This window comes from Streptomyces sp. NPDC053367 (genome assembly GCF_044545925.1).
Lineage (GTDB): Bacteria > Actinomycetota > Actinomycetes > Streptomycetales > Streptomycetaceae > Streptomyces.
Genome location: NZ_JBITYN010000014.1, coordinates 124,660 through 149,998, shown reverse-complemented (window position 1 = coordinate 149,998; position 25,339 = coordinate 124,660). Strand labels below are relative to the sequence as shown.

General features: G+C 73.2%; 25 protein-coding genes. 15 read left to right on the top strand and 10 right to left on the bottom strand.

Annotated features, from left to right (window positions below; translation table 11 throughout):
• Positions 1–111: 111 nt before the first annotated feature.
• Complete coding sequence (locus ACIGXJ_RS33700; protein WP_399653867.1) at positions 112–981, bottom strand: alpha/beta fold hydrolase; 870 nt, start codon at positions 979–981, stop codon at positions 112–114.
• 77 nt (positions 982–1,058) lie between these two features.
• On the opposite strand from ACIGXJ_RS33700, the gene ACIGXJ_RS33695 reads away from it, so the two are divergent.
• Entirely contained in the window at positions 1,059–1,661 is a 603-nt protein-coding gene (locus ACIGXJ_RS33695; protein ID WP_399653646.1) for a TetR/AcrR family transcriptional regulator, read from the top strand.
• Here ACIGXJ_RS33695 and ACIGXJ_RS33690 read toward each other — a convergent pair.
• Positions 1,658–2,857, bottom strand: a complete 1,200-nt coding sequence (locus ACIGXJ_RS33690; protein ID WP_399653643.1) for a collagen-binding domain-containing protein — start codon at positions 2,855–2,857, stop codon at positions 1,658–1,660. The two genes, ACIGXJ_RS33695 and ACIGXJ_RS33690, sit on opposite strands and share 4 nt — an antisense overlap.
• 128 nt (positions 2,858–2,985) lie before the next feature.
• On the opposite strand from ACIGXJ_RS33690, the gene ACIGXJ_RS33685 reads away from it, so the two are divergent.
• From ACIGXJ_RS33685 to ACIGXJ_RS33670, 4 genes are all read left to right on the top strand, one after another.
• Positions 2,986–3,576 (top strand): hypothetical protein, encoded by a 591-nt coding sequence (locus ACIGXJ_RS33685; protein ID WP_399653641.1) that lies wholly within the window; start codon positions 2,986–2,988, stop codon positions 3,574–3,576.
• Positions 3,577–3,650: 74 nt separating this feature from the next.
• Entirely contained in the window at positions 3,651–4,412 is a 762-nt protein-coding gene (locus ACIGXJ_RS33680; RefSeq protein ID WP_399653638.1) for a hypothetical protein, read from the top strand.
• Between the two features lie 29 nt (positions 4,413–4,441).
• A complete protein-coding gene (locus tag ACIGXJ_RS33675) occupies positions 4,442–5,977 on the top strand; it encodes an FAD-dependent oxidoreductase (protein WP_399653636.1) in 1,536 nt (511 codons plus the stop codon).
• Positions 5,978–6,021: 44 nt separating this feature from the next.
• On the top strand, positions 6,022–6,195 hold the full coding sequence (locus ACIGXJ_RS33670; protein WP_399653634.1) for a CsbD family protein: 174 nt from the start codon (positions 6,022–6,024) through the stop codon (positions 6,193–6,195).
• An 85-nt stretch (positions 6,196–6,280) separates the two neighbouring features.
• Here ACIGXJ_RS33670 and ACIGXJ_RS33665 read toward each other — a convergent pair whose 3' ends face one another.
• The gene (locus tag ACIGXJ_RS33665; RefSeq protein ID WP_399653632.1) at positions 6,281–7,060 is read right to left on the bottom strand and encodes an SDR family NAD(P)-dependent oxidoreductase; all 780 of its coding nucleotides are present in this window, start codon (positions 7,058–7,060) and stop codon (positions 6,281–6,283) included.
• 40 nt (positions 7,061–7,100) lie between these two features.
• Complete coding sequence (locus tag ACIGXJ_RS33660; protein WP_399653630.1) at positions 7,101–8,660, bottom strand: APC family permease; 1,560 nt, start codon at positions 8,658–8,660, stop codon at positions 7,101–7,103.
• Positions 8,661–9,132: 472 nt separating this feature from the next.
• On the opposite strand from ACIGXJ_RS33660, the gene ACIGXJ_RS33655 reads away from it, so the two are divergent.
• Together ACIGXJ_RS33655 and ACIGXJ_RS33650 are read left to right on the top strand one after the other, a co-directional pair.
• Positions 9,133–9,870 (top strand): D-Ala-D-Ala carboxypeptidase family metallohydrolase, encoded by a 738-nt coding sequence (locus ACIGXJ_RS33655; protein WP_399653628.1) that lies wholly within the window; start codon positions 9,133–9,135, stop codon positions 9,868–9,870.
• A 74-nt stretch (positions 9,871–9,944) separates the two neighbouring features.
• Entirely contained in the window at positions 9,945–10,595 is a 651-nt protein-coding gene (locus tag ACIGXJ_RS33650; RefSeq protein ID WP_399653626.1) for a lipoprotein, read from the top strand.
• A 48-nt stretch (positions 10,596–10,643) separates the two neighbouring features.
• On the opposite strand, the gene ACIGXJ_RS33645 is transcribed toward ACIGXJ_RS33650, so the two are convergent.
• On the bottom strand, positions 10,644–11,570 hold the full coding sequence (locus tag ACIGXJ_RS33645; RefSeq protein WP_399653625.1) for a GNAT family N-acetyltransferase: 927 nt from the start codon (positions 11,568–11,570) through the stop codon (positions 10,644–10,646).
• Positions 11,571–11,750: 180 nt separating this feature from the next.
• Between ACIGXJ_RS33645 and ACIGXJ_RS33640 the strand changes: the two genes are divergently transcribed.
• Positions 11,751–12,590 (top strand): alpha/beta fold hydrolase, encoded by an 840-nt coding sequence (locus tag ACIGXJ_RS33640; protein ID WP_399653622.1) that lies wholly within the window; start codon positions 11,751–11,753, stop codon positions 12,588–12,590.
• 30 nt (positions 12,591–12,620) lie between these two features.
• On the opposite strand, the gene ACIGXJ_RS33635 is transcribed toward ACIGXJ_RS33640, so the two are convergent.
• Entirely contained in the window at positions 12,621–12,893 is a 273-nt protein-coding gene (locus ACIGXJ_RS33635) for a hypothetical protein (RefSeq protein WP_399653620.1), read from the bottom strand.
• Between the two features lie 308 nt (positions 12,894–13,201).
• A complete protein-coding gene (locus ACIGXJ_RS33630; RefSeq protein WP_399653618.1) occupies positions 13,202–13,771 on the bottom strand; it encodes a hemerythrin domain-containing protein in 570 nt (189 codons plus the stop codon).
• Positions 13,772–14,074: 303 nt separating this feature from the next.
• Here ACIGXJ_RS33630 and ACIGXJ_RS33625 point away from each other — a divergent pair, with 303 nt between their 5' ends.
• The 3 genes from ACIGXJ_RS33625 (at position 14,075) to ACIGXJ_RS33615 (ending at position 17,415) form a co-directional block, all read left to right on the top strand.
• On the top strand, positions 14,075–14,566 hold the full coding sequence (locus ACIGXJ_RS33625) for a hypothetical protein (protein ID WP_399653616.1): 492 nt from the start codon (positions 14,075–14,077) through the stop codon (positions 14,564–14,566).
• Between the two features lie 165 nt (positions 14,567–14,731).
• Complete coding sequence (locus tag ACIGXJ_RS33620) at positions 14,732–15,934, top strand: polysaccharide pyruvyl transferase family protein (protein WP_399653613.1); 1,203 nt, start codon at positions 14,732–14,734, stop codon at positions 15,932–15,934.
• A gap of 44 nt (positions 15,935–15,978) precedes the next feature.
• Entirely contained in the window at positions 15,979–17,415 is a 1,437-nt protein-coding gene (locus ACIGXJ_RS33615; protein ID WP_399653611.1) for an FAD-dependent oxidoreductase, read from the top strand.
• Positions 17,416–17,417: 2 nt separating this feature from the next.
• Here the strand turns inward: ACIGXJ_RS33615 and ACIGXJ_RS33610 are convergent, their stop codons facing one another.
• A complete protein-coding gene (locus tag ACIGXJ_RS33610; RefSeq protein WP_399653609.1) occupies positions 17,418–19,031 on the bottom strand; it encodes a right-handed parallel beta-helix repeat-containing protein in 1,614 nt (537 codons plus the stop codon).
• A 255-nt stretch (positions 19,032–19,286) separates the two neighbouring features.
• Positions 19,287–19,739, bottom strand: coding sequence for a YbhB/YbcL family Raf kinase inhibitor-like protein (locus ACIGXJ_RS33605; protein ID WP_399653607.1), 453 nt, complete (start codon positions 19,737–19,739; stop codon positions 19,287–19,289).
• A 159-nt stretch (positions 19,740–19,898) separates the two neighbouring features.
• Here ACIGXJ_RS33605 and ACIGXJ_RS33600 point away from each other — a divergent pair, with 159 nt between their 5' ends.
• Together ACIGXJ_RS33600 and ACIGXJ_RS33595 are read left to right on the top strand one after the other, a co-directional pair.
• Positions 19,899–20,420, top strand: a complete 522-nt coding sequence (locus ACIGXJ_RS33600; protein ID WP_399653864.1) for a hypothetical protein — start codon at positions 19,899–19,901, stop codon at positions 20,418–20,420.
• A gap of 483 nt (positions 20,421–20,903) precedes the next feature.
• Positions 20,904–21,473 (top strand): PadR family transcriptional regulator, encoded by a 570-nt coding sequence (locus ACIGXJ_RS33595; protein WP_399653605.1) that lies wholly within the window; start codon positions 20,904–20,906, stop codon positions 21,471–21,473.
• A 31-nt stretch (positions 21,474–21,504) separates the two neighbouring features.
• Here the strand turns inward: ACIGXJ_RS33595 and ACIGXJ_RS33590 are convergent, their stop codons facing one another.
• On the bottom strand, positions 21,505–21,894 hold the full coding sequence (locus tag ACIGXJ_RS33590) for an SRPBCC domain-containing protein (protein WP_399653602.1): 390 nt from the start codon (positions 21,892–21,894) through the stop codon (positions 21,505–21,507).
• Positions 21,895–22,032: 138 nt separating this feature from the next.
• On the opposite strand from ACIGXJ_RS33590, the gene ACIGXJ_RS33585 reads away from it, so the two are divergent.
• Together ACIGXJ_RS33585 and ACIGXJ_RS33580 are read left to right on the top strand one after the other, a co-directional pair.
• Complete coding sequence (locus ACIGXJ_RS33585; protein ID WP_399653600.1) at positions 22,033–23,736, top strand: tetratricopeptide repeat protein; 1,704 nt, start codon at positions 22,033–22,035, stop codon at positions 23,734–23,736.
• 80 nt (positions 23,737–23,816) lie between these two features.
• Entirely contained in the window at positions 23,817–25,337 is a 1,521-nt protein-coding gene (locus tag ACIGXJ_RS33580; RefSeq protein WP_399653597.1) for a ricin-type beta-trefoil lectin domain protein, read from the top strand.
• Positions 25,338–25,339: the final 2 nt, after the last annotated feature.

Genomic DNA, 25,339 nt, shown 5'->3' with positions numbered 1-25,339 from the left:
AGTTCCCTTCGAGCGATGACAGGCGATCTTCGAAGGGAAGCCTAAGCTAAGGCAAGCCTAAGTTGGTACGGGGGTCCGGTCTATGGGCTCATAAGCGGGGTTTATGGACTCTCAAACCCCTCCTTGGATGCCCCGCCCCTCGCCCGGCAGCGGGTTCTCCTCGACGAAGCGGCGGATCTCCGCCGTCAGGGCCGCCGGGTTGTCCAGCGGGACCAGGGTGCGGGCGTCCGGGATCTCGACGTACCGGCAGTCCGGCAGCAGTTCGGCGAGACGCCGGCCGGTCGCGGGCGGCATCATCCGGTCCTCGGCGCCCCAGGCGACCAGGGCGGGGCGGGTGAACGAGGGCAGCCGCTCGGCCGCCCGCAGATAGCAGTCCGGTTCGCCCCCGCGGCAGAACTTCGCGAAGTCGCGGCGGATCTCCCGGCTCCGCAGCAAAGGCCCGTACCAGCGGGCTATCAGCTCCTTCGGAATCCGCTTCTTCGCCATTCCGCCGAGCGAGGTCCGCATACGGGCGAGTGCCGGGGAACGGAAGGACTGAAGGAGCAGGAAAAGACCGCCGGGTATCCGGGCGGCCCGCTCAAGGGTCTTTCCCTGCAGGCCGGGCGGGTAATTGTCCAGCGCCTCGCAGGAAGTGAGGACGAGCCGGGCGATCCGCTCGTCGTGCACACCGACCATCAGCTGCGCGGTGCCGGTGTCGTTCTGCACGAGCGTGACCTCGCGCAGGTCGAGCCGCTCCAGGAACTCGCCGAGCAGCGCCGCGATCCCGTGCGCCGACAGGTCGGCGTCCGGCCGCATGGGCCGCCGGTGACTGCCGAGCGGCTGCACCGGGACCACGACCCGGAAGTCGCCGCACAGCTCCCGTGTGACGTCCGCCCACACCGACTCGTCGAACCCGAGGCCGTGCACCAGCACCATCACGGGCCCGTCACCACCGGTGTCGACATAGTCGATCGGCCCCGCGCTCAGCTCGATCTCGGGCATCGCCTTCGCCTCCGGATCCATCCGACTCTTCCCAGTGCAGGTCACTGGATAGAACGTTCTAGTGGCACACTACAGGTGTGAGCGACAAAGATTCCACCGCTGTGCGGGATACCCGGGAGCGCATTCTCCGGGCCGCCACGGAACTCTTCCGGCGCAAGGGCTACACCGCGACCGGGATGAAACAGATCGCCGAGACCGCCGAGGCGCCTTTCGGGTCGATCTACCACTTCTTCCCCGGCGGAAAGGCACACCTGGGCGAGGAGGTGGTCCGCACCTCGGGTGCCGCCTACCTCGACCTCGTCATCCACCTCATGGCGCCGTACGAGGACCGGGCCGCCGCCACCCGGGACGCCTTCACCGGCGCGGCCGGGACACTGCGCGAACTCGACTTCGCCGACCCCTGCCCCATCGCGACGATCGCCATGGAGGCGTCCGGCACCAGCGAACGCCTGCGCCGGGCCACCGCGGAGGCCTTCGACAGCTGGATCGACGCCCTCGCCGCGTACTACGCCGCCGGCGGCATCCCCGGACCGGCCGCCCGGGAGACCGCCGGCTCGGTGATCGCGCTCCTCGAGGGCGCCTTCATGCTCGGCCGCGCCACCCGCAGCACCGAGCCGGTCGTCACGGCGGGCCGGGCGGCCGAGGCGATCGTGCGTGCGGCCCTGGTGCGCGTGACCTAGACGGGCCAGGCCGGCCCGGTCTCGCACGAGAGCTCGGCGGCGAACGGGACGGAGCGGATCTCGCCCGCGTCCACCGCCGGGCCGGACGCGTCCGGGAGCGGCCCGGCCACCAGAGACTTGACGACGACGTCGCCCTCGATGTCCGACGGGGCGAGATCGGTGACGGCGGCGCGCGGCGCGTACAGGGTGCCGGTCAGCGGGCCGCCGGACGCGATGGTCATGGCGGTGGCGTCCGGGAAGTCCCAGAGCACGTACGGCGCGTCGGTCTCCCGGACGCCGGCCACGGTGGGAGTCGTCCAGGTGAGGGCGCCGTCCGTGCCGCTGGCGTCGACGACGAGGAGGACCGGTGTGTCCGCGGCCGGTGAGTCCAGGAAGGCCAGCGTGCGGATGCCGGCGAGCTGTTCGCCGGTCAGCCGCACCACGTTGGTGCGCCCCGGCGTGAGGGCGAGCCCGATCCGGCCGTCGTCCGGCACGGCCGTCTGGTCCGGCAGCGGGGCACCTTCGCCGTCGAGCAGCGTGACGTTCGCCGCGCACTCGGCCATCGCGTCGGCGCGGTCCCGGTACGCCGAGAACAGCGAACGGAAGTCCATCAGGCCCGACTTGGCGACCGAGGCCGCCGGCTGCCGGGTCGTCAGCTCGATGCGCGGGGTGGAGTCGTAGGGAAAGCCGCTCATGACGACATGGGTGTCGGCGCTCACGCCGTCGTCGTCGTGGGTCAGCACCCGGCCGCCCGTCATGGCGCCGATCTTCACATAGCCGTCCCGCAGGACCCTCAGCACACCCACCGGGCTGTTGCCGTCGTAGTCGACCCGCCCGCCGACGAGGAGCGCGGTCGGCCGGGAGTCGCCGGCCACGGTGAACGTCCCGGGGGCGCGCGGCGAGACGTCGTAGCCGTCCCCGAAGGCGAGGTCGCCGCCGACCGCGACCGGGCTCCGCGACCCGGTGCTCCCGAGTGTGGCGTCGCCCTCGGTCACGACCCCGAAGCCGTTGTTCCCGGCGACGGGGTTGCCGACGGCGACCGTGTCACGGGCCGCGGCGCCCGCCGTCCCGTCCGCCAGGGGCATCGCCGTCAGCGTGCCCAGGCACGTCGCGGACGCGGCGCCGAGCAGCAGGAGCCGATGCCGGGGCCCCCGGTGCCGGGACGTGCGACGACGGGACCGGGTGCCGGAATCCACCGGTTTCGCGACCTTTGCCATGCAGGGAATCTAGGGCGGCCCGGTCGGTGCGGCGGGAGCCACGCCGGGGCGTGGCGGCGGCGCGTGACTCCTGGCGACGGTGATCGTTCTTGCAGCGCGGTTGATCATTGCGACTGAGGAGCTGCCCGGTGAGCTGCTGGATCACCGTCGGTCTGGGTGCCGCCGCCGTGCTGGTCCCGCTGCCCGGCGGCGCCGGGCAGGCGCACGTCCGGGCGGGTGACGCCCACGCCGACGTTCGGGTCGAGGTCTGCGTCCCCGACACGCCGCCCGAGCCCGCACCCGTGCCCGAGCCCGAGACGCCCTCGGTAGGCGCCGCCGAGCCGGCCGTCCGCCCGGCGAAGCCGGTGCCCCCGGCCCCCGGACCCGCGCCACAGAGCCTCCCGGCCGTGCAGGTGACCGAGACGGCAGCGATCCCGGCGAGGGAGGTGCGGGCCGCCGAGCCGGCCCCCGCCCCTCCCGCGGCCTCCCCGTCACCACCCCCGCAGGCCCCCGCACCCGCCGCCCCGCACCCGGCACCCCCGACCGCCGCAGCCGCAACCCGTCCCGCCGCCGCGCCCCCCGACCCCTTCCGCTGGGTCCGCCCGCACCACACCGCCGGGGTGGCCCCGCGCAAGACCGCGAGCGGCCTCTCCCTGGTCACCACCAACACGGTCGTGACCGTCCCGGCGATCCTCGCCGCCGCGGCGCTGCGCCCGGCCTCCCGCCGCCGCGGCCGCTGACCCGGGCACCCACAAGGGGGCCGCACGAAGGCGCGAGGCGCAACACGAAACCCGTAACCACCCTGGAGTACTCCGTGCCGGAATGGCTGATCTACACCCTGGCCGCCCTGATGGTCTGCGCGTTCGTCGTCGCCGCGGTCGTCGTACGCCACCGCCGCGTGGACGACGACGAGGACACGTCCGAGACACCGGACGTGCTGGAGTACATGGTGATGATGGTCGGCGTGGTCTACGCGATCGTCCTCGGGCTGGCGATCGCCGGTGTGTGGGAGGCCCGCGGGGCGGCCGAGGACACCGTGCGCCGGGAGGCGCTGGCGCTGCACGAGATCGACCAGCGCGTGGACGTCTACCCGGCGCCCTTCCGCGACCGGGTGCGCGACCACATCGACGCCTACGCGCGCCACGCCGTGACGGCGGAGTGGCCGGCCATGGAAGAGGACACCGAGCCCGGCGACACCGGCGCCGAACTGCTGGGCCGGATCCGCGCCGACCTCGCCCACCGCCCGCCCGTCGACGAACTCCAGGCGCAGGCGTACCAGCCGCTGCTCGACGAGGTGGCCGCCGCCGACGTGGCCCGCCACGAGCGGCTGGACAGCGCGGGCACCACCCTGCCGGGCGTGGTCTGGTTCGGGCTCGTGGCCGGCGGCTTCGTCACGCTGGGCCTGCTCTTCGCGCTCCAGATCCGCCGCTCCGCCCGCGAACTGCTGCTCGCCACCGCCTTCAGCGCGCTCGTGGTCTTCCTGCTGTTCCTGGTGTGGAGCTTCGACGCGCCCTTCGGCCACTCCGGCGCCGAATCCGCCGAGCCGCTGCGCGAGCTGTACACGTCACGGGTGTGACGGGCGGTTCCTCCGGGAACCCGGCGGCCATGCAGCAGCAGGCGCTCACCCGAAGGTCGTACTGGCTCGACACCCTCCCGCCCGGCGAACCGGCTCCCGGTCCCGACGGCGACCTCACCGTGGACGTGGCGGTGATCGGCGCCGGGATCGCCGGGCTCAGCACCGCCTGGGAGCTCGTCCGGCGCGGCCACGGCGTGGCCGTCCTGGAGGCCGACCGGCTCGCCGCCGGGGTCACCGGCAACACGACGGCCAAGCTGAGCGCCCTGCACACCCTCGTCTACGACCGGCTGCGGCGCACCCGGGGCCCCGAGGCGGCCCGGCTGTACGCCCGCTCCCAGACCGACGCGATCCGCGCCGCGGCCGACCACATCGCCGACCTGGGCATCGCCTGCGACTGGGAGGAGACCCCGGCCCACACCTACGCCGAGGACCCCGAACAGGTGGCCACCCTGCGCGCCGAGGCCGAGGCCGCCGCCGAGGCGGGTCTCGCGGCGTCCTTCGTGACGGAGACCGACCTGCCGTTCCCGGTCGCGGGCGCGGTCCGGGTGGAGGGACAGGCCCAGTTCCATCCGCGCAAGTACCTGATGGCCCTCGCCGACGCGATCCGCCGGCACGGGGGCCGCCTGTACGAACGTACGCGCGTCACCGGACTGCGCGAGGGCGAGCCGTGCGTGCTGACGACCGAGCAGGGCGTACGGGTCTCCGCGCGGGCCGTGGTCGTAGCCACCCACTACCCGATCTTCGACCGCGCCCTGCTGTTCACCCGGCTGTCACCGCGCCGGGAACTGGTCGTGGCCGGGCCCGTCGAGGCCGGCCGGGCGCCCGAGGGCATGTACATCACGCAGGAGCGGAACACCCGCTCGGTGCGCACCGCACCCCTTCCCGGCGGAGGCCGGCTGCTGATCGTCACCGGGGAGCACTTCACCCCCGGCACGGGCGGCGACGTCGAGGGCCGCTTCAGGGAGCTGGGCGAGTGGGCGGCCGGGCACTTCGGCGTGGAGCGGCTCAGCCACCGCTGGGCCGCCCAGGACAACGACTCCACCGACACCGTGCCGCTCGTCGGACCGCTGCACCCGGCGACCCGGCACGTGTACGTCGCCACCGGCTTCGGCGGCTGGGGGATGAGCGGCGGCATCATGGCAGGGCGGCTGCTGTGCGACGAGATCACCGGCAGGCCGAGTCCCTGGAGCGAGCTGTACGACCCGCGCCGCGTCCGGCCCGTCCTGCGCGAGAGCGGGCACTTCCTGAAGCACCAGGCGCAGGTGGCGCGGCACTTCGTGGGCGACCGGCTGCCCGGACCGGCCCGGCCCCCGGCCGACGGGCTGGCCCCGGGCGACGGCGCCGTCCTCACCGTGGACGGGCGGCGCTGCGCGGTGTACCGCGACGAGGAGGGCCAGCTGCACTCCGTCTCCGCCCGCTGCACCCACATGGGCTGCCTGGTCGGCTTCAACCAGGCCGAGCGGACCTGGGAGTGCCCCTGCCACGGCTCCCGCTTCGACGTGGACGGGCAGGTGCTGCAAGGGCCCGCCGTACGCCCCCTTGAGCGGCGGGACCCCGGTGTTTGAAGGGCCGCTGCCGGGCCACCCGTAGAGAAGAGAGGTGATCTGTTGTGGCACGGAACCAGAAGTCCAAGGCGAAGAAGGAACAGCTCAAGGGCAAGGTCAAGGAAGCCGTGGGCCGGGCGACGGGGAACGAGCGGATGGCCTCCGAGGGCGACCTGGAGCAGATGAAGGGCGACGCCCGGCAGGCCAAGGAGAAGACGAAGGACACCTTCAAGCACTGAAGCACTGACACCCTCGAGAACTGACTGATCGCACAGGTCCGGCTTTCCGCCCAGCGGGCGGGGGCCGGACCTGACGCATGTCGTCTCAGTGCACCGACAGGCCGCCGTCCACGAAGATCGACTGGCCCGTGATGTACGCCGAGGCGCGGCTCGCCAGGAACACGGCCGCGCCCGCGAAGTCCTCGGCCAGGCCGTTGCGCCCGATCATGGTGCGGGCGGCGAGCTCGGCCACCTTCGCCGGGTCGGAGGAGAGCCGTTCGTTCAGCGGGGTCATCACGAAGCCCGGCACGAGGGTGTTGCAGGTGACGCCGTACGGGGACCAGGCCTCCGCCTGGGACCGGGCCAGCGACTCCAGGCCGCCCTTGGAAACGCCGTAGGCGCCGCTCTGCACGAACGCCCGGTGCGCCTGCTGGGACGTGATGTGGATGATCCGCCCGAAGCCCCGCTCGGCCATGCCCGGGCCGAACCGCTGTCCGAGCAGGAAGGGCGCCCGGAGGTTCACCGCCATGGTGGTGTCCCAGACGTCGTCGGAGAGCTCGCCCAGCGGCGGCCGCAGGTTGACGCCCGCGGAGTTAACGACGATGTCCGGCTCGCCGTAGTGCGCGACCGCCTCCTCGGCGGCCGCGCGCACGCCCTCCCGGCTGCCCAGGTCGGCGCTCACCCAGGCCGCCCGGCAGCCCTCGGACGTCAGCTCGTCCGCCGTCGCGGCCAGCTCGGCCTCCCGCCGGGCGACCACCACCACGCTCGCCCCGGCCCTGGCCAGCGCCCCCGCGATGGCGCGTCCGATCCCGGAGCTGCCTCCGGTGACGAACGCGACGCGGCCCTCCAGGGAGAACAGATCCGACAGATACGCGTCTTTGATCATGTCCACACCCTAGAGGGCCGGTTCAGCCGCTCGACTCGCTCTAGTCCTCCGCGACCAGCGCCGGGGTCGACTTCGTCAGCACCTCACCGCGGAAGAACGCGGGGCTGCGGCGCCGCATCACCAGCATGATCACCACGCCGACCGCGAGCAGTCCGACACCGATGACGAACACCGAGCCGACACCGAGCACCGAGGAGCCGCTGCCGTAGGCCGGGTCCCACATGTCGATCAGCGTCTTGGCGAACACGGCCGTCAGCAGCACGCCGCCGACCACCGGGAACAGGCCCTTGAAGAGCAGGTCGCGGCCGGACTTCAGCAGGTCGGCGCGGAAGAACCAGGCGCAGGCGAACGCCGTGAGCGCGTAGTAGAAGCAGATCATCAGGCCGAGGGCGTAAATAGTGTCGACCAGCACGTGCTCGCTGACCAGCGTCATGACCGTGTAGAACACACCGGTCGCGATGCCCGACATCACGGTGGCCCGGCCCGGGGTCTTGAAGCGCGGGTGGACCTCGGCGTAGGAGGCGGGCAGCGCCTTGTACGTCGACATGGCGAGGACCGTGCGGGCGACCGGGATGAACGTGGTCTGGAGGCTGGCCGCCGCCGAGGCGAGCACGGCGAGGAAGAGCAGGATGCCCAGCGCCGGGCCCATCACCGGACCGGCCAGCGCGGCGAAGACGTTGTCCGAGGTCTCCGGGTTGGCGAGGCCGAGGCCCTTGTCGCCGGAGCCGACGATCATCTGCGCGGCCACGCCGGTGGCGAGGTAGGAGCCGACCAGCACGACCATGGCGATCAGCGCGGCGCGGCCGGGGGTGCGGCTGCTGCCGCTGGTCTCCTCGTTGGCGGTCAGACAGGCGTCCCAGCCCCAGTACATGAAGATCGACAGGGACAGGCCCGCGGTGAACGCGGCGAACGACTGGACCGCGAACGGGTTGAGCCACGACCAGGAGAAGTCGACGCCGGTCGGGAAGCCGGCGCTGCCGGCCTTGCCGAAGGCCATGGCCACGAACAGCGCGAGCACCACCAGCTGGAGTCCGACCAGCGCGTACTGCACGCCCTTGGTGGCGGTCATGCCGCGGTAGCTGATGACGGTGGCCGTCGCGATCAGCGCCAGACAGGTGACGATGTGGACGGCCTTGTTGTCGTCGAGCGCGGCCACCGAGTCGCTGCCGGTGATCTCACCCGCCAGCAGCCAGAAGTACGACGTGGCCACACCGGCCAGGTTCGACAGCACGATGATCGTGGCGATCACCAGGCCCCAGCCGCACATCCAGCCCACCCGCGGCCCGAAGGCCTTCACGGTCCAGGTGAAGGAGGTGCCGCAGTCCGGCATCGCCTTGTTCAGCTCGCGGTAGGCGAAGGCGACCAGCAGCATCGGGAGGAAGCCCGCGAGGAACACGGCCGGCATCTGCAGGCCGACCTCCCCGGCGGTGGAGCCGAGCGTGGAGGTGAGGCAGTACACCGGGGCGACGGTGGAGACGCCGATGACAGCGCTGCCCAGCAGGCCGACGGAGTTCCCGCTCAGGCCCTTGGTGCGCATGCCCTCGACGGAGCGCCCGTCGCCGTCGTCCGCGGCCCGGGGCCGCACGTCCAGCTGAGTCATGAACAGGACGTTAAGTTCTGCGGTTTCCGTGTCGGCCGGGTCGCAGCCCGACAGCTTCTCCGCGACACCTGCCGTTTGTTCAACGGTCAACTCCCGTCACTCGCCTTAGCTTCGAAGGTGCACCGACTGATCGGTCTGCATACCTAAGAAGCGGACTCCAAGCGTCCGATATTCGGTAACCGCAGCGACGCCCGAAATGGGCCTTCCGAAATTTTCCGTGTGACCCACGTCACCTGCGCGACGCGGAGGTGGCATCCGGCGGCCAACCCCGTTGTGCGGGGCGCGGATCGCCCGCTCCGCAAGGGGTTACCGCCGGTCGGGCGGGGTGTGCCGGACGGTGCCCGTGGGGTCGGCCGAGGGGCTTTCCGGGACGTCTCGCGCGGATCCGCACCGCCGTCGCAGGTGCGGTTGACGCGCGTCACATGGGCGGCCACTCTCTGTGGTGCCGTAGGACCTCAGCAGAGGAGAGCAGATGCTCGTACGCACGGTTCGACTCTTCGCCACACTTGTCATGATCCTGTCGGGTACGTTCGCGGGGACCGTCCTCACCGCGGGCACCGCACACGCCGACGGCTGCTACACCTGGACCCGCACCCTGTCCCGGGGCTCCTCAGGAGCCGACGTCACCCAGCTCCAGATCCGCCTCGGCGGCTACGCCGGCTACGGCGCCGTCCTCGCCGTCGACGGCTCCTTCGGACCGGGCACCGAGGCCGCCGTCAAACGCTTCCAGTCGGCGTACGGCCTGACCGCGGACGGCATCGCCGGCAGCAACACCTTCAACAAGCTGTACGCCCTCCAGGACGACGACTGCACACCGGTCCACTTCTCCTACGCCGAACTCAACCGCTGCAACAGCGACTGGTCCGGCGGTGCGGTGGGCGCGGCCACCGCCAAGGCCAACGCCCTGCGCACCATGTGGAAGCTGGAGGCGATGCGCCACGCGCTCGGCGACCAGCCGATCACCGTCACCAGCGGCTTCCGCTCCTACGCGTGCAACTCGGCCGTCGGCGGCGCGAGCAACAGCCGCCATCTGTACGGCGACGCCGCCGACCTCGGCGCGGGCCCGCACTCCCTGTGCACCCTGGCCCGCCAGGCCCGCTCGCACGGCTTCCGCGGCATCCTCGGTCCCGGCTACCCGGGCCACGACGACCACACCCACGTCGATCACCGCGACAGCCAGTACTGGTCGGCGCCCACCTGCGGCATCTGACCCGCCCTCGGTGCGAACTCCTCCCGCCCCCCTGGATATCGTGTCCCGCCGGATCACGAGCAGGGGAGACGGACGTGCGGGTCGGGACGGGAAGAGCGGGGCGGGGTCTGGTGTGCGCGGCGCTGCTGGCGGGGGCGCTGACGGCGTGCTCCGAAGGGGCCGAGAAGCAGCCCGAGGTGACGGACGCGGCGACCGCCGGGAAGAGCGCCGAGGCGGTCGCCAAGGGCGGCACCCTCGGCGCGGCCGGCTCCGCCTGTGAACTGCCCGTCACCTTCGACCTGGCCGCCGGCTGGAAGCCGGAGGCCATAGCCGCCGCCTCCCCCGGGGACGGCGAGGCCGTCGCCGACCTGCTCCGGCAGGGCCCCGTCTCCGCCGCGTGCGAGGTGGACGCCAAGCCGGCCGGCCACATCGGCTTCCTGCGGATCTGGACCGGCGAGCCCGGCGCCGACGACCCGCGCGAGGTGCTGGAGGCATTCGTCGCCGCCGAGGACGGCAACGCAGGGCAGCGGTACCGCACCTTCGAGGCCGACAGCGGCGTGACCGGCGCCGAGGTGGCCTATCGGCACACCGACGAGCTGCTGGAGGAGACCAAGCAGGAGCACGCCTTCGCCGTCGTCACCGACAGCGGCCCGGTCGTCGTCCATCTCGGCGGCCTGGACGACGAGGAGCACGAGGAGATGCTCCCGGCGTACGAACTGGCCAGGAAGACACTCCGGACGAGCTGACCCTGAGGGCCGCCCTGGCCCCCGGGACCGCCAGGCCCCCGCGGCCCCTCAGACGAGGACCGTCTCCCAGGTGTCGACGGCGAAGTGCACCGCCATGCCGTGACGGCGGTACAGCTGCGGCGCCCCCGTGGCGTTCGAGGTGTCCACGCCGAGGCCGACGGTGTCCCGCCCCAGCGCGGCGAACGCGGCGAAGGCCTGCCGCAGCAGCAGCCCGCCCAGGCCCCGGCCGCGCGCCTCGGGCAGGACGCCGATGCTGCGGATCCAGCCCATGGCCTCGCGGTCGTTGCGCGAGAGCAGGAAGCCGGCCTCGCCGAGGTCGTCCGTCTCCGCGATCCACACCAGGGACCAGTCCAGGGCGTCGGCGTCGATGTCGCCGAGCCACGCCTCGTAGGAGCGCGGCTGGAAGTCGAAGTGCTGGGCGAAGGACGTCTGGTAGAGCCGGTGGACGAGCTCCTTGTCGGCCTCCGTGGCGCAGGGCCGTACGCGGATGCCGTCCGGCAGCGCGGGCGGCAGGTCGTCGGCGCGGTCCACGGGCCGGCGCAGCACGTGATAGCGGCGTACGTCCTGCCAGCCCCGGTCGCGCAGCCGCGCGGTGTCGGTCGTGGGACGCACGTTCAGGTGCATGTGGACCACCGCCCGCGCGGCGCCGTTGGACCTGGCCCGCTCCAGCGCCCTGGCCTCCATCGCGGCGAGCACCTCGAAGCCGGCCTCCTGGTGGTCGGGCAGCACATAGTGGTCGATGTCGATGCGTTCGCCGCCCGACTCGTCCCACAACAGCCCGTAGGTGACCAGCTTGTCGTTGTCGAAGGCCAGCCAGGAATCGCGTTCCAGGTCGGCGTCGGGGTGCTTCAGATCGGCTTCGACGGTGTGCAGATCGGTCTCGGGCCGGCCGATCTCGATCAGGTCGACGGCGTTGAGCAGTTCGGTGATGACGGGCGCGTCGGCGAGCGTGGCCGGACGGACTGTTGCGGGCATGGGGATCAGCGTCGGGGGAGGGGGACGCACGCCGCAACGGGTTTTCGTCGGACAAGCGGACCTGTCCGCGCGGGGAAGGCAAGTGGGAAGCCCGAGAAGGGGCTCCGCCGGTGAAGCCCCATGTCAGCCCCGCCGAAATGCGGTTGCCGCGCGCATCCGCCGCCTGACAGGGTCGCGATCATGGCCACCTTCTCGGCGTTCGACGGCACCACCCTCGCCTATCACGTCTCCGGTCAGGGAGAGCCGCTCGTGTGTCTGCCCGGCGGCCCGATGCAGGACTCCGCCTACTTGGGCGAGCTGGGCGGACTCGGCGCACACCGTCGGCTGATCATGCTCGATCTGCGCGGCACCGGCGAGTCGGCCGAGCCGGCGGACCCGGAGAGCTACCGCTGCGACCGGCTGGCCGACGACGTCGAGGCCCTGCGCGCGCATCTCGGCCTGGAGCGGATGGACGTGCTCGGCCACTCCGCGGGCGCCAACCTCGCCCTGCGGTACCTCGAGCGCCACCCCGACCGGGTCGCCCGGCTGGTGCTGGCCACGCCGAGCCTCTTCGGCGCCGGCGTGCCCGTGCCGGGGGAGGTGCGCCGGGAGACCGCGCTGCTCAGACGGGACGAGCCCTGGTTCGAGGAGGCGTTCGCGGCGCTGGAGGAGATCGTCGCCGGCCGGGCGACGGAGGGAAGCCGGCAGTCCATCGCGCCCTTCTCGTACGGCCGTTGGGACGCCGCCGCCCGGGCCCACCGTGCCGCCGAGACGACGCAGCGCAACCAGCGGGCCGCCGCGGTCTACGGCTCCGAGGGGGCCTTCGAGCCGGACGGCACCCGCGCGGCACTCGCCGCCTTCCACCGGCCGGTGCTCGTGGTCGCGGGGGAGCTGGACCTGAACTCCCCGCCCGGTCCGGTCGCCGAGCTCACCGCCCTGTTCCCGGACGCGCGTCTCGTCGTACAGCCCGGAGCCGGGCACTTCCCGTGGCTCGACGACGGGCCGCGGTTCGTCACGGCCGTCGAGGACTTCCTGGGCTGAAGCACTCCCGCGGGGGCGGGAGCCGGGGCGTCAGGCGGACGCCGGTGCGGTGCCCGAGGCGTGCTCGGCCACGTCGGCACGTTCGAGCAGCTGACGGGCCAGCTCACGGGCCTCCGTCGCGGTGAGCGACGCCCAGACGCCCGGCCCGCCGTCCCGGTGGCCGCCCACGTCCAGCGTGACGCGGCTGATCGGCCGCTCCTGAGGCACCAGCTTGAGGCACTTCACCACGATCCGGCGACCGCACCTGGTCACCAGCTCGGTGGTCCCGGCCGTCCCGGACACGTCGCGACCCGTCGCCGCCATCGATTCCACGCCCCTTCGTCTGCAACGCCGTTGGAGGTCCCCGTCGGCATCCGCCGGGTACCGGGGAGCGCGTGCCGGACCTGGTTCGTTCCCGGTCCCGCCCTCGCGGTCCGCACAACGCCGAGGGGGGCCGGGCCATTCCTGACGCGGGGCTTTTCGTGGCGGAGAGCGCGGTGCGGTCGTCCGGCGGAGAAGGGCGGGCCGTCCCCTGGCGCGGGACGCGGCAGGAGGGGCGCCGACAGTCCCTTGTGGCCGACCTGATCCAAACGACAGGCCCTGGCCGACGCCCCTCCGGATCAGGGGGCGGGTCAGTCCTCCGGCTTGCCGCGTCCCGTCAGCGCGTCGCGCATCCGGTCGACCAGGCCCATGCCGGGGGCCAGCAGCTTGTTGGCCGGCGGCTTGTCGGGGGCCGACGGGTGCGGGCGGGTCGGCGCGGTCTTCTTGGCCGTGCGGACCTTGTCGCCGAGGTCGTCCAGCGTCTCGGGAGAACAGGCCGCGCGCAGCATGGGGAAGAGGTTCTGCTCCTCGTCCGCCACGTGGGCGCGGATCTCGGTCATCAGGTCGCCCATCAGCCGGTCGAACTCCGGGTCGTCCGCCTCGCAGCCCTCCAGATCCTTCATGATCCGCTCGGCCTTGGCGTGGTCCTCCAGCTCACGGTCGGCCATCGCGTCACCGCCCGCGATGTGCTCGCGCACGGCCGGGTAGAGGTAGGCCTCCTCGGCCACCGAGTGCCGCACCAGCTCCATCGTGACCTGATCGGCGTACATCTTGCGCTGGTTCCTGTCACCTGACGGCAGCGCCTCGATCCGGGCGAACAGGTCCTCGACCTCCCGGTGATCGGTCATCAGCTCGTCGATGACGTTCCCACCGTGACCCATGTCCTTCACCTCCAGCGTGAGCACGACGGGCTCCGGACGGATCCCGCCGGCGCCCGAGTGCCCCGGGTGCGACGCGCTACACGGCTCCTGCGCTCAGTAGCGCCCGTACGGAGCAGCGTGACGCCCCTGGCGGGTGGGGTACTCGCCGGGGCAGCCGACCGGCCACGGGCAGGACACTCCGAACGCGTGTTCCCCGGGGGCCGGCCGCGGTGGGTGAGCGTGCACGCGTCGGCGGCCCGCCCCGTGCGCCCGCTGTGCGGCACACATCGCCCGCGCCGCACGCACGGAAGGGAACGGCAGCCCATGAACGGTGTCGCGCACACGCTCCGGGCCCTGTACGACGGTGAGCTGGATCTGGAGAGACGGCTGGCGGCCGCGGCGGAGCGCCACGGCGGCGACCACGGGATCCAGTACGCCGCCACCGACCTGGCCCGCTGGTCCCACGACCACCGGGCCCGGCTCGCCCGCACCGGCCGCCTGTACGGCCTCGACCTGCCCGTCCCCCGGGTGGACGGCAAGCCCGTCGTCCGTCATCCGGTGCGCGACAGAGCGGCCCGCGTCCGCGCCCGCCGCCCGGAGCGCGGCTCCGGTCTCCTCGACGACCTGCTGGAACTGCATCTGGCCGCCACCCGCACCTCCCTGCACTGGGAGATGCTCGCCCGGGCCGCGCAGGCCGCCCGGGACGAGCGGCTCCTGGAGCTGGTGATCACCTGCCGCCCACGCACCTTGCGCCAGATCCAATGGACGCGCACGCTGCTAAAGGAGCTGTCCCCGCAGCTGCTCACCCGGGACTAGGGCGTCCCCCGGGACCGGGCCGAGGGCGTGGAACAGCGCACCTGGGCCGCACGCACGGTCCCAGGCTCGTCGGTTTCCTGCGACCGCTTCGGGCAACCCGGGCCCGAGCCCCGGCCCCGCGAAGCGCGCCGGAAGTCCCGTCCCCGCTCGGAACAGGAGTCCCGGATGGCCCTCACCCAGCCCCGTGTGCCCCCCGCCACGTCGACCCGGCCGAGGATCGGCGTGCTCGGGTCCTTCGGCGGCTTCAACATCGGCGACGAGGCGATCCTGCTGTGTGTGCTCAGCTGCCTGCGCTCCCACCGGCCCGATGCCCGGCTGGTCGTCTTCAGCCGCGACGCCGAGCACACCCGCCTCCACCGGCCGGACGCCGACGAGGTCGTCCACTGGGAGGGCGTCCCGCAAAAGCCCGTCCTGGACGCCCTGGAGAGCCTGGACCTGCTGGTCGTCGGCGGCGGCGGATTCCTCTACGACGGTGAGGCCCGGCGCTATCTGCGCCTGGTGAAGGCCGCCCAGGACCGGGGCGTGCCCACCTTCGCCTACGCCGTCGGCGCGGGCCCCCTCAGCGAGGCCGCCGACCGGGAAGCGGTGCGCACGGTGCTGTCCGCCATGGACGAGGTGGTGGTCCGCGACGAGGAGAGCCACCTGGTCCTTGAGGAGGTCGGCGTCGAGTGCGAGATCACCGTCACCGCCGACCCCGCCCTGCTGCTGCCCCGCGAGCCCTTCACCGAGCAGATGATGCTCCAGGAGGGCCTGCCCACCGACACCCGGCTGGTCGGGATGTCCGTCCGCGAGCCGGGCCGCGCGGCCGAGAAGCTGGACGAGGGCGACTACCACGCCCTGCTCGCCGACGTCGCCGACTTCCTCACCCGCCGCATGGACGCCCACGTCGTGTTCGTGCCGATGGAACGCCAGGACGTCCACCACGCCCACGCCGTGCTGTCCCGGATGAGCGCCCCCGACCGCGGCCGCATCCTGCACAACACCTACAGCCCCGGCGAGATCCTCGGCTTCATGGACCACCTGGACCTGGTGGTGGGCATGCGGCTGCACTTCGTGATGTTCGCCGCGCTGTCCGGGCTGCCCGTGCTGCCGCTGCCGTACTCCGGCAAGGTGTTCGACTTCGCCCGACGGATGGGGGCGCCCGCGCTGGTCGGCGTGGCCCGCGAGCAGGCCGGGCTGATGCTCGCCGAGGTGGACCGGCTGTGGGACGAGTTCCCGGAGCGCCGCAGCGTGCTGGAGGGCCGGATGCGGCGGCTGCGCGAGCTGGCCGGCGAGACCTGCGCCCGCTGCGGGGTCCTGCTGGACCGCGTCGACGGGGTCACGGCCACACCGGGGCGGATCCGGCACCACCACGGCGAAGGAGCCTGACGCACGGCCCGCGCACCCCCAACCGAGTGGACGGGAAGACACCCATGCCGATCCTCGAACCACCCCGCGACACCCGGACGGTCACCCTGCCGCCCCGGGCGGCCCGCCACGGGGGCCGCACCGACGTCCTCGTCGTGGGCGGCGGACCGGCCGGCACGGCGGCGGCCCACGCGGCCGCCGACGCGGGCGCCGACGTCGTCCTGGTCGAGCGCTACGGCTTCCTCGGCGGCAACGCCACCGCGGCCCTGGTGATGCCGCTGATGTCCTTCCACAACGAGCAGAAACAGGCCGTCTTCGACGAGTCGGGCGGCGACAACCGGCTGCTGCCCTCCGACCACGGCGAGGGCGAACCGGTCGTCGCGGGCTTCCTGTGGAAGCTGCTGGAACGGCTCGACGCGCGCGGGGGCTGCATCCCGCCGTCCCTGGACACCGGCTACACCGTGCCCTTCGACCCCGAGATCTTCAAACTCGTCCTCCTCGACCTGCTGGACGAGGTCGGCGTACGGCTGCTGCTGCACGCCTTCGCCTCCTCCGCGCTGCCCCTGGACGACGGCTGGCGGGTCGTCTTCGAGACCAAGTCGGGACCCGTCGTGATCGACGCCGGCGTGGTCGTCGACGGCACCGGGGACGGCGACGTCGCGGTCGCCGCCGGAGCGCCGTACGAGATCGGCCGGCCCGAGGACGGGCGGGTGCAGCCCATGACGCTGATGTTCCGCATGGCCGACTTCCACCCGGAGGGATTCGCCGCCTACGTCCACGAGCACCCCGACCAGTGGCGCGGCGTGCACGGCCTCTGGGACCTCGTCGAGAAGGCCACCGAGGCGGGCGAACTGCGCCTGTCCCGCGAGGACATCCTGTTCTTCGGCACCCCCCACCCGCGCGAGCTCAGCGTCAACAGCACCCGGGTCACCAAGGCGCTCGGCATCGACGTGTGGGACCTGACCCGCGCCGAGGTCGTGGCCCGCCGCCAGCTGGAGCAGATCGACCGATTCCTGCGCACCCGCGTCCCCGGCTTCGAGGAGGCGTACACCGTGCAGAGCGGCACCCAGATCGGGGTCCGCGAGACCCGCCGCGTGCTGGGCGACTACCACCTCACCGGCCATGACATCCTCGGCGCCTGCTCCTTCCCCGACGTGATCGCGCACGGCGCCTACCCGGTCGACATCCACAACCCGCGCGGCTCCGGCACGGTCCTCAAACGCGTCCCGCGGGGGCAGTTCTACGACATCCCGCTGCGCTGTCTGCTGCCGCGCGGGGTCGACCGGCTGCTGGTCGCAGGGCGCTGCATCTCCGGCTCCCACGTGGCGCACTCCTCCTACCGGGTGATGCCCATCGCGATGGCCACCGGCCAGGCGGCGGGCGTCTGCGCCGCACTCTCCACGAGCTCGGGGAAGCTGCCGCGCGAGGTGCCCTACCCGCTGGTGCAGCAGGAGCTGCGGCGCCAGGGGGCGCGGGTCGGGGACCCCGCCGTCGTCCTCTGATCTCAGGTGCCGTCGTCCGGCAGGTCCACCTCGCGCGGGGACGACTCCAGCAGGGTGTCGCCCGAGGCGCTGCCGCGCAGGTCGTTGCCGTGGAACCGGCCGCCGGTCCAGGTGCCCTCCGCGGTGATGCGTACGCCGTGGGTCTGGGTCTTGTCGCTCTGGTCGTCCCACATGCGGTTGTCGTACAGCTGGAGGCCCGACACCCGCGCCTCGACCGTGACCCCGGCCCGCGGAGCCGGCGCGTCGGGCAGCCGGTAGGCGGTGCCGGGCGCGGGGGTGCCCTCGCCCCAGGCGGTGTCCGCGCCCGGCCGCGCCGGGGCGAGCGCGAGCCGCCGCTCGGTGTTGTACGTCACCAGCGCGCTCTGCGAGCCGACCTGCACCCGCTTGCCGCGGTGCCCGTCCGGACGCCAGTCGGCGTGCTCGTCCGTGATCCACAGCGGCCCGTGGCGCACGCCGTCCCCGCCCCCGGCCGTGGCAGGTGCCGCACGGCGGCCGTTGTTGCGCAGCCGGTTGCCCGCGATCGCCGCCTCCCGCAGATCCGCGCCGATCCGTACGCCGTCCAGGGCGTTGTCGCGGATGTCGTTGGACTCCAGCACGATGTCCGCGGCGGGCTCCTGGTCGCCGCCCTCCAGGTTGTGCTGCCAGTAGCCGTACCGGCCGTTCGCGCTGATCCGGTTGCCGCGCAGCGCGTAGGGGCCGGGGGTGTTGCCGATGGCGACGCCGTCGCGCAGATTGCCGTCGATCACGCATCCGGTGACGATGCCGCCCCGGCCGCCGACCCCTGAGGTGCCCTGCGAGGACACGTCGTAGCCCGCGAGATGGTTGCCGAGCATCGTGCAGGCGGACACCACCAGGCCGTCGGCGCCCCAGTCGGAGATGCCGTAGCGGTTGTCCTCGGTGTGGCAGGCGGTGATCCGGATGCCGCGCGGCGGCGGCCAGTTCTCCTGCTGGAGCTCCAGGAAGATGCCGTTGGTGCCGTTGCCGATCGCCGTGCAGGCGGTCACGGTCAGCCGTTCGACCGGGCCCCAGCCGCCGATGCCGATCCCGATGCCGGCCCCGCCCATGCACTCGCCGGGATCCTGCCGTCCGCACCGCTCGGCCAGCACCCCCTCCACGACCGTGTCCTGCAGGAAGTCGCAGCCGAACCCGGTCGCCGCCGTGTCGTGGATGTACAGGTCGCTGAACCGGCCCCGGCGTACGTACTGCAGCCCGAGGCCCTTGGCCAGCGGGTCGTAGCGCTCGGTGTGCACCCGCGAGCCGTCCACCTCGAAGTGGGCGAAGGTGAGGTCCGTCAGGGCGTTGTCGGGCCCCGCCCCGTGCTCCTGTGCCGTGAACCACGCCAGCGGCACCGGCTGCCCCGGCGCGCCCGGATTGCACAGCACGAAGCAGGTGGCTCCCCGTCCGGCCCCGATCAGCGACACGCCGCTGCGCCAGACGACCGGGCGGTCGCGGATCACGAACCGGCCCGCCGGGACGTGGATCACCCGCGGCCGGCCGTCCGCGGCACAGGCCGCGCCGAGCCTGTCCACGAGGTCCTGCAGGGCGGGCCCTTCGTCGGTGCTGCCGTCACCGGACAGACCGTGCTCGCGGGCGTCGACGGTCAGGGGCAGGGACATGGGTCAGGTCCTCTCACGCTGGTTCACGGCCGCCGCGTCACCGGCTCGGCGGGCGGTCGGCCGTCCGCCTGCTTCGAGCGGTTCGCCGTCACGGCCCCGGGTACCCGGCCGGTGCGCGACGAGTGCCGCGGGGTGCGCGCGCAGGCACGCCCCCGAGGGCGCCCCGGCGGTGGGGCAGCGGCGGAGGAGCCGACGGCCGGGCCGGGTCCGCGGTACGCCCGGCCGGCCGTCTCACCGGTGGTGGAGGCCCGCGTCTCACCGGTGGTAGAGGCCCACCAGCGTGCCGCTGGCCACCTCCCTGTCCTCCACGGCCCGGTGCACCTGCTCCGCCGAGGGTTCGTCGGGCAGCGCGCACGGCTCCCTGAGGGCGTACAGGCGGAAGAAGTAGTGGTGGGCGTCGTCGCCGGGCGGCGGATGGGGGCCGCCCCAGCCGCGCCGGCCGTAGCCGTTCATCAGATCGGTGCCGCCGCGCGGGTGCTCGCCCGTGCCCGTTCCGTCGCTGTGCGGGTCGATGCCGACGCAGACCCAGTGCACGAACGTCCCCGACGGCGCGTCGGGGTCCTCGCACACCAGGACCAGCTCGGCGGCGTCCTCCGGCACCCCGGACCAGGCCAGCGGCGGAGAGACGTTCTCACCCTCCAGCGCGTACCGGCGCGGGATGTAGGCGTGGTCGTCGAAAGCGCTGCTCTTCAGTTCGATGCCGGTCATGATCCCGGGGTACCCCTGGGGCGGCGGCGCATTCGGCACCTGCGTGGTGCCCGTGTGGTGGAGGCCACTGAACCGGTGGGCCACGGGCATGTCCGGCGGGCAGGAGCGCGGGCTACCGTGGTCTGGCCCCCTGACCGAAGCGACGCGGACGGCCCGGCAGTGCTCGCAGACTTCTCCTCCCTCATCGCGGCGACCGCCCGCTGGCTGGCGTGCGCCTACCCGCCCGGCGGCGGTGCCCTGGCCACCGCGCTGTGCGAGGCGCAGGCCCGCCAGGCGGTCACCGTGGCGGCCTGGCTGCGCTACCCCACGCCGATGGACGCCGCCCTGGTCTCCCTGGCCGGCCCCGGCGGCTCGGCCCGCCTGGACTGGATCACCGGCGCCGACTCGGGCGAGGCCGCCGGCGCGGACGGCTGGCGCACCTGGGTGGACGAGGTCGTCGCGAGCTGGGCGGCCTGTCTGCTCACCGACCCCGGCCTGGCCGCGCGGGGGGTGGCCGCCGTGACGGAGGGCGAGCACGCGCCCGTGATCCCTCTGGGCTTCCGCCGGCTGACCGACCCGGACACCCACGACCAGCGGGCGGCGGCCCTCCTGCGCCACCCCGACCTGCTGGCCCCCGTCGCCACCCTGCACCGCGCGGACCTCCTGGAGCGCCTGGGGCACGACGAGGCCCTGATCGCCTGACGGCCGGCGCCGAGGTGCGCAGGAGCTGTCGGGTCACCTGGGCCCGCCGGATCATCGCGGTCCGCGACGGGACTGGAGTCCGCCGGATGACCGGGGCCCGCCGGACGACCGCGACCCGCCGGACGGCCGGGGCCCGCCGGACGACCGCGGCCGTGCGGTCGCCCCCGCGCGACACCGCGCCCGTGAGGGGTGGGAGCCCCCCGGATCACTGGGCCCACCGGGGCACCTAGACCTGCCGGACGACTGCGGCCGTGCGGTCACCCCCGCGCGACACCGCGCCCGTGAGGGGCTGAAGCTCGCCGATCACCGGGGCCCCCGGATCATCGCGGCCCTCCGGACGACCGAGGCCCCCGGATCATCGCGGCCCTCCGGACGACCGAGGTCGTCAGATCGCCGACGCCCTCCGGACGACCGGGGCCGTGCGGCCGCCTGCCTCGATGGTCACTTCCTTGAGTGATCAACACCGGTGCTAGCTTGGCTGCCATGGCACTGCGACACGCGCTCATGGCGGCCCTGCTCCGGGGCGAGGCGTCCGGGTACGACCTCGCCAAGGAGTTCGACGCCTCGGTGGCCAACTTCTGGACGGCCTCACCGCAGCAGCTCTACCGCGAGCTGGAGCGCATGGAGGGCGACGGGCTGATCAGCGCCCGGATCGTCGAGCAGCAGCGCCGCCCCAACAAGCGGCTGTTCTCCCTCACCGAGGCGGGAACGGAGGCCCTGCGCGCCCATGTGGCCGAGCCGCCGGCCAAGCCCACCGCCATCCGGGACGAGCTGATGGTCAAGGTGCAGTGCGCGGACGTCGGCGACCTCGACGCGGTGCGCGCGGCCGTCGCCGAGCGGATGGAGTGGTCCCGCGCCAAGCTCGACCGCTACGAGCGGCTGCGGCAGCGGATGCTGGCCGGGCGCACCGAGGACGCGTACTTCGCCGAGACCGACCGCATCGGCCCGTACCTCACCCTCCTGCGGGGCATCTCCTTCGAGGAGGAGAACCTCCGTTGGAGTGAACTCGCCCTGCGCCGCCTGGCGGACCGGGCGGCAGCGCGCCGGGCCTGAGCCGGGCCGCGGGGGCCCGGCCGGGTCGGGCTCAGCCGAGATCGCGGGCGATGCCGTCGATCACGCCCCGCCAGTGGGCGCGCCGCGACTCCCGCTCGTCGGCACTGCTCAGATGCTCCTCGTGGAAGCGCAGCACCGCCTTCGTGCCGCCCGCCGCGGGGGAGACGGTGACCTGTACCGTCGTGGAACCGCGGGTGACACGGACGCGCTCCCCGGCGCGGTAGCCGCGCACCTCGCCCTCGACGCCGTCGGCCGTCCGGTAGCGGGCACCCCGCTCGGGTGCCGGCGCCGCGCCCGGGCCGAGCCAGCGGGCGAGCCCGTCCGGTCCGCTGACGGCCTCCCACACCACCGAGGGCGGATGTGGCAGGGTCCGCGAGACACCGATCTCCCAGCCGGCGTCCTGGGTGAGTCCTGTGGGCATGGCGTGTCCCTCCCGTAGACCGATGTAACCACTATAAGCGGTTACATCGACGCGGACCAGCCCCGGCGGCCGCCGCTAGGCTGCGCCGCACGACCACGGTCCGCCCCGGCCGGGCGGCCGAACAGCCAGGGGACACGCATGGATTACTACGACCTCGGCACCCACACCCGCCCCGTCACGACCTCCTCTCCCACTGCCCAGACCTGGTTCGACCGCGGGCTGGTGTGGACGTACGGCTTCCACCACGAGGAGGCCGTCTCCTGCTTCGAGGCCGCCGCGGCGGCCGATCCCGGCTGCGCCATGGCCCACTGGGGCATCGCGTACGCGCTCGGGCCCAACTACAACAAACCCTGGGAGTTCTTCGACGACCAGGAGCTCGCGCGGACCGTCGAACGCACCCACGCGGCCGTCGAGCGCGCCCACCAGCTGGCGTCCGGCGCGACCCCCGTCGAGCGCGCCCTGATCGAGGCCCTGCGGGCCCGCTATCCGCAGGACCGCCCCGCCGAGGACTGCTCGGTGTGGAACGCGCCGTACGCCGACCGGATGCGCGCGGTCCACGAGCTCGCGCCCGACGACCTGGACGTCGCCGCCCTGTACGCCGACGCGCTGATGAACCTCACGCCCTGGCAGCTGTGGGACCTGCGCACCGGCGAACCCGCCGAGGGCGCGCGGACCTCGGAGGCCAGGGCGGTGCTGGAGCACGCGCTCGCCGGCGACGCGGGCGCGGCCCACCCGGGCCTGCTGCACCTGTACATCCATCTGATGGAGATGTCCCCGACACCCGAGACGGCCCTGCCGGTCGCCGACCGGCTGCGCGGCCTGGTGCCGGACGCCGGGCACCTCCAGCACATGCCCTCGCACCTGGAGGTGCTGTGCGGCGACTACCGGCGCGTGGTCGCGGACAACACCGCCGCGATCGCCGCCGACGAGAAGTGTCTCGCCCGCTCCGGCGCGATGAACTTCTACACCCTCTACCGGGCGCACAACCACCACTTCAGGATCTACGGCGCCATGTTCCTCGGCCGGTCCCGCGTCGCCCTGGAGGCGGCCGCGCAGCTGGAGGCCGCGATCCCTGAGGCCCTGCTGCGGGTGGAGAGCCCGCCCATGGCCGACTGGCTGGAGGGCTTCCTCGCCATGCGGGTCCATGTGCTGATCCGGTTCGGCCGCTGGCAGGAGATCCTCGATCTGCCCTTCCCCGCCGACCCGGTGCTGTACTGCGTGACCACCGCGATGCTCCACTACGCCCGCGGGGTCGCCCTGTCGGCCACCGGCCGCGTCCCCGAGGCCGAGGCCGAGCGCGAGCGGTTCCGCGCCGCGGTCGCCCGGGTCCCGGAGTCGCGCACCCTGTTCAACAACACCTGCGCCGACGTCCTCGCCGTCGCCGCCGCGATGCTCGACGGCGAACTCGCCTACCGCAAGGCCGACTTCGACACCGCCTTCGCGGCCCTCGAGCGCTCGGTCGACCTCGACGACAGCCTGCCCTACGACGAGCCCTGGGGCTGGATGCAGCCCACCCGGCACGCCCTCGGCGCGCTGCTGCTGGAGCAGGGCCGGGTGGCGGAGGCCGAGGCCGTCTACCGGGCCGACCTCGGCCTGGACGACAGCCTGCCGCGCGCCTGCCAACACCCGGGCAACGTCTGGGCCTTGCACGGCTTCCACGAGTGCCTGGTCCGCCTCGGCAAGCGCGGCGAGGCGGCCGTCGTCGCCCAGCAGCTGAAGCTCGCCACCGCCCTGGCGGACGTACCCGTCGAGGCGTCCTGCTTCTGCCGGCTCGACACCACGGCCCCCGATCCGGAGGCCCCGGGCGGGTGTTGTGCCGGACCACACGATCGTAAAAGGTGAACATTTCTCACGTTCAATGTCTTCCCAATGCAGCTACCCGCCGGTACGACCTTGGGTGACACCTGCATGGGGGAGGCGTGATGAAGCGCACGAGACCCAGGACCGGATGTACGGCCGCCGTGTTCCTCGCGGCGGCCGCGGCCGCGCTGGCGGGGCTGGCCGCCCCCACAGCCGGCGCCGCCCCCGTCGAGGCGGCGGCCGCCTCGACGCCGCTCCCGGCCGAACTGGAGCGCGTCCGCGCCGCGGAGGCCACCGCCCTGTACGGCGACGCCGCCGAACGCCCCCTCGCCGAGCGCAAGTCGTCGCTGATCTCGCTCGGCGACAGCGAGATCTCCGGCGAGGGCGTCGGCACCTACGAACCCGGCACCAACGGCCCCGACAACTGGTGCCACCGCTCGCCCGACGCGGCGATCCACCGCACCGGCATCCCGGCCGACCTCACCTACAACGTCTCCTGCTCGGGCGCCTACACCGGCAACATCCGCATCGGCGGCGCCAAGCAGTACGCCGACGAACTCGTCCAGAGCGACAACCTCGCCGTCAAGGCCCGCAACACCCGGATCAAGATGGTCCTGCTGGTCGCGGGCGCCAACGACGACCTCCAGTTCGGGCCGGTCATGACCGACTGCGTGACCCGCTGGGTGCTCGGCCAGGGCGCCTGCGAACCCACGTACGCCCCCGGCTGGCAGGCCCGGGTCGACGGGCTGCGCCCCAAGGTCGAGCAGACGATCCGTGACCTGCGCACCGTGATGCGCGACGCCGGGTACGCCGACGGTGACTACAAACTCGTCGTCATGGGCTACCCGAGCCCCATCGGCCCCGACTTCCGCGACAACCCCGACTTCCCCGGGAAGCTCCCCGGCGGCTGCGCGGGCTACGACTCGGACGCCAAGTGGGGCCGCGACCAGGCGGTGCCCGCGTTCGAACGCGGCATCCGGCAGGCCGCCCGCAGCGCAGGCGCGGTCTACCTGGACAACTCCCGGCTCTTCCACGGCCACGAGGTCTGTATGGAGGACCCCTGGGCCCGCGGCCTCTACCTCGACCTCGGCGACCACTTCCCCTGGGACGACAACACCGCCCGGCAGTCCTTCCACCCCAACGCCCGCGGCCACGCGGCCTTCGCGAGCTGCCTCACCCAGCTCTACAACTCGACCGCCGCCGAGGGCAGTTGCGCCGACCCGGCGAGCACCGGCACCGCCCGGCTCCACCCGTTCGCCTGGGACGACGCCTTCAAGCCGCTGAAGAACGAGGCCACCGGCACCTGTCTCGACGCGAGCGGCGGCAGCAGCGCCGACGGCACCGCCGTCATCGGCTGGGACTGCCACGGCGGCCGCAACCAGGGCTGGTGGTACGACAGCGGGCGCCGCTCCCTGCACATCGAGTCCACGCACGACCGCTGCCTCGACGTGCCCGACGGCTACACCGCCGGCCGCGCCCTCGTCCTGTGGAACTGCCACGGCGGCACCAACCAGCAGTTCGTCCGCCAGTCCGGGACCCTCCGCCCGGCCGCCGCGACCGGCCTGTGCCTGACCCTGGGCGCGGCGAAGGACCCGCTGCGGCTGCAGCCCTGCGACGGCTCGGCCCGCCAGCGGTTCGCCTGACC

What these genes read in the sequence shown, in the direction of transcription:
- ACIGXJ_RS33700 (WP_399653867.1), bottom strand. Translation starts at nt 981, where the DNA reads ATGCCCGAGATCGAGCTGAGCGCGGGGCCGATCGACTATGTCGACACC.
- ACIGXJ_RS33690 (WP_399653643.1), bottom strand. Translation starts at nt 2,857, where the DNA reads ATGGCAAAGGTCGCGAAACCGGTGGATTCCGGCACCCGGTCCCGTCGT.
- ACIGXJ_RS33675 (WP_399653636.1), top strand. Translation starts at nt 4,442, where the DNA reads ATGCAGCAGCAGGCGCTCACCCGAAGGTCGTACTGGCTCGACACCCTC.
- ACIGXJ_RS33665 (WP_399653632.1), bottom strand. Translation starts at nt 7,060, where the DNA reads ATGATCAAAGACGCGTATCTGTCGGATCTGTTCTCCCTGGAGGGCCGC.
- ACIGXJ_RS33660 (WP_399653630.1), bottom strand. Translation starts at nt 8,660, where the DNA reads ATGACTCAGCTGGACGTGCGGCCCCGGGCCGCGGACGACGGCGACGGG.
- ACIGXJ_RS33655 (WP_399653628.1), top strand. Translation starts at nt 9,133, where the DNA reads ATGCTCGTACGCACGGTTCGACTCTTCGCCACACTTGTCATGATCCTG.
- ACIGXJ_RS33645 (WP_399653625.1), bottom strand. Translation starts at nt 11,570, where the DNA reads ATGCCCGCAACAGTCCGTCCGGCCACGCTCGCCGACGCGCCCGTCATC.
- ACIGXJ_RS33640 (WP_399653622.1), top strand. Translation starts at nt 11,751, where the DNA reads ATGGCCACCTTCTCGGCGTTCGACGGCACCACCCTCGCCTATCACGTC.
- ACIGXJ_RS33635 (WP_399653620.1), bottom strand. Translation starts at nt 12,893, where the DNA reads ATGGCGGCGACGGGTCGCGACGTGTCCGGGACGGCCGGGACCACCGAG.
- ACIGXJ_RS33630 (WP_399653618.1), bottom strand. Translation starts at nt 13,771, where the DNA reads ATGGGTCACGGTGGGAACGTCATCGACGAGCTGATGACCGATCACCGG.
- ACIGXJ_RS33625 (WP_399653616.1), top strand. Translation starts at nt 14,075, where the DNA reads ATGAACGGTGTCGCGCACACGCTCCGGGCCCTGTACGACGGTGAGCTG.
- ACIGXJ_RS33620 (WP_399653613.1), top strand. Translation starts at nt 14,732, where the DNA reads ATGGCCCTCACCCAGCCCCGTGTGCCCCCCGCCACGTCGACCCGGCCG.
- ACIGXJ_RS33615 (WP_399653611.1), top strand. Translation starts at nt 15,979, where the DNA reads ATGCCGATCCTCGAACCACCCCGCGACACCCGGACGGTCACCCTGCCG.
- ACIGXJ_RS33610 (WP_399653609.1), bottom strand. Translation starts at nt 19,031, where the DNA reads ATGTCCCTGCCCCTGACCGTCGACGCCCGCGAGCACGGTCTGTCCGGT.
- ACIGXJ_RS33605 (WP_399653607.1), bottom strand. Translation starts at nt 19,739, where the DNA reads ATGACCGGCATCGAACTGAAGAGCAGCGCTTTCGACGACCACGCCTAC.
- ACIGXJ_RS33595 (WP_399653605.1), top strand. Translation starts at nt 20,904, where the DNA reads ATGGCACTGCGACACGCGCTCATGGCGGCCCTGCTCCGGGGCGAGGCG.
- ACIGXJ_RS33590 (WP_399653602.1), bottom strand. Translation starts at nt 21,894, where the DNA reads ATGCCCACAGGACTCACCCAGGACGCCGGCTGGGAGATCGGTGTCTCG.
- ACIGXJ_RS33585 (WP_399653600.1), top strand. Translation starts at nt 22,033, where the DNA reads ATGGATTACTACGACCTCGGCACCCACACCCGCCCCGTCACGACCTCC.
- ACIGXJ_RS33580 (WP_399653597.1), top strand. Translation starts at nt 23,817, where the DNA reads ATGAAGCGCACGAGACCCAGGACCGGATGTACGGCCGCCGTGTTCCTC.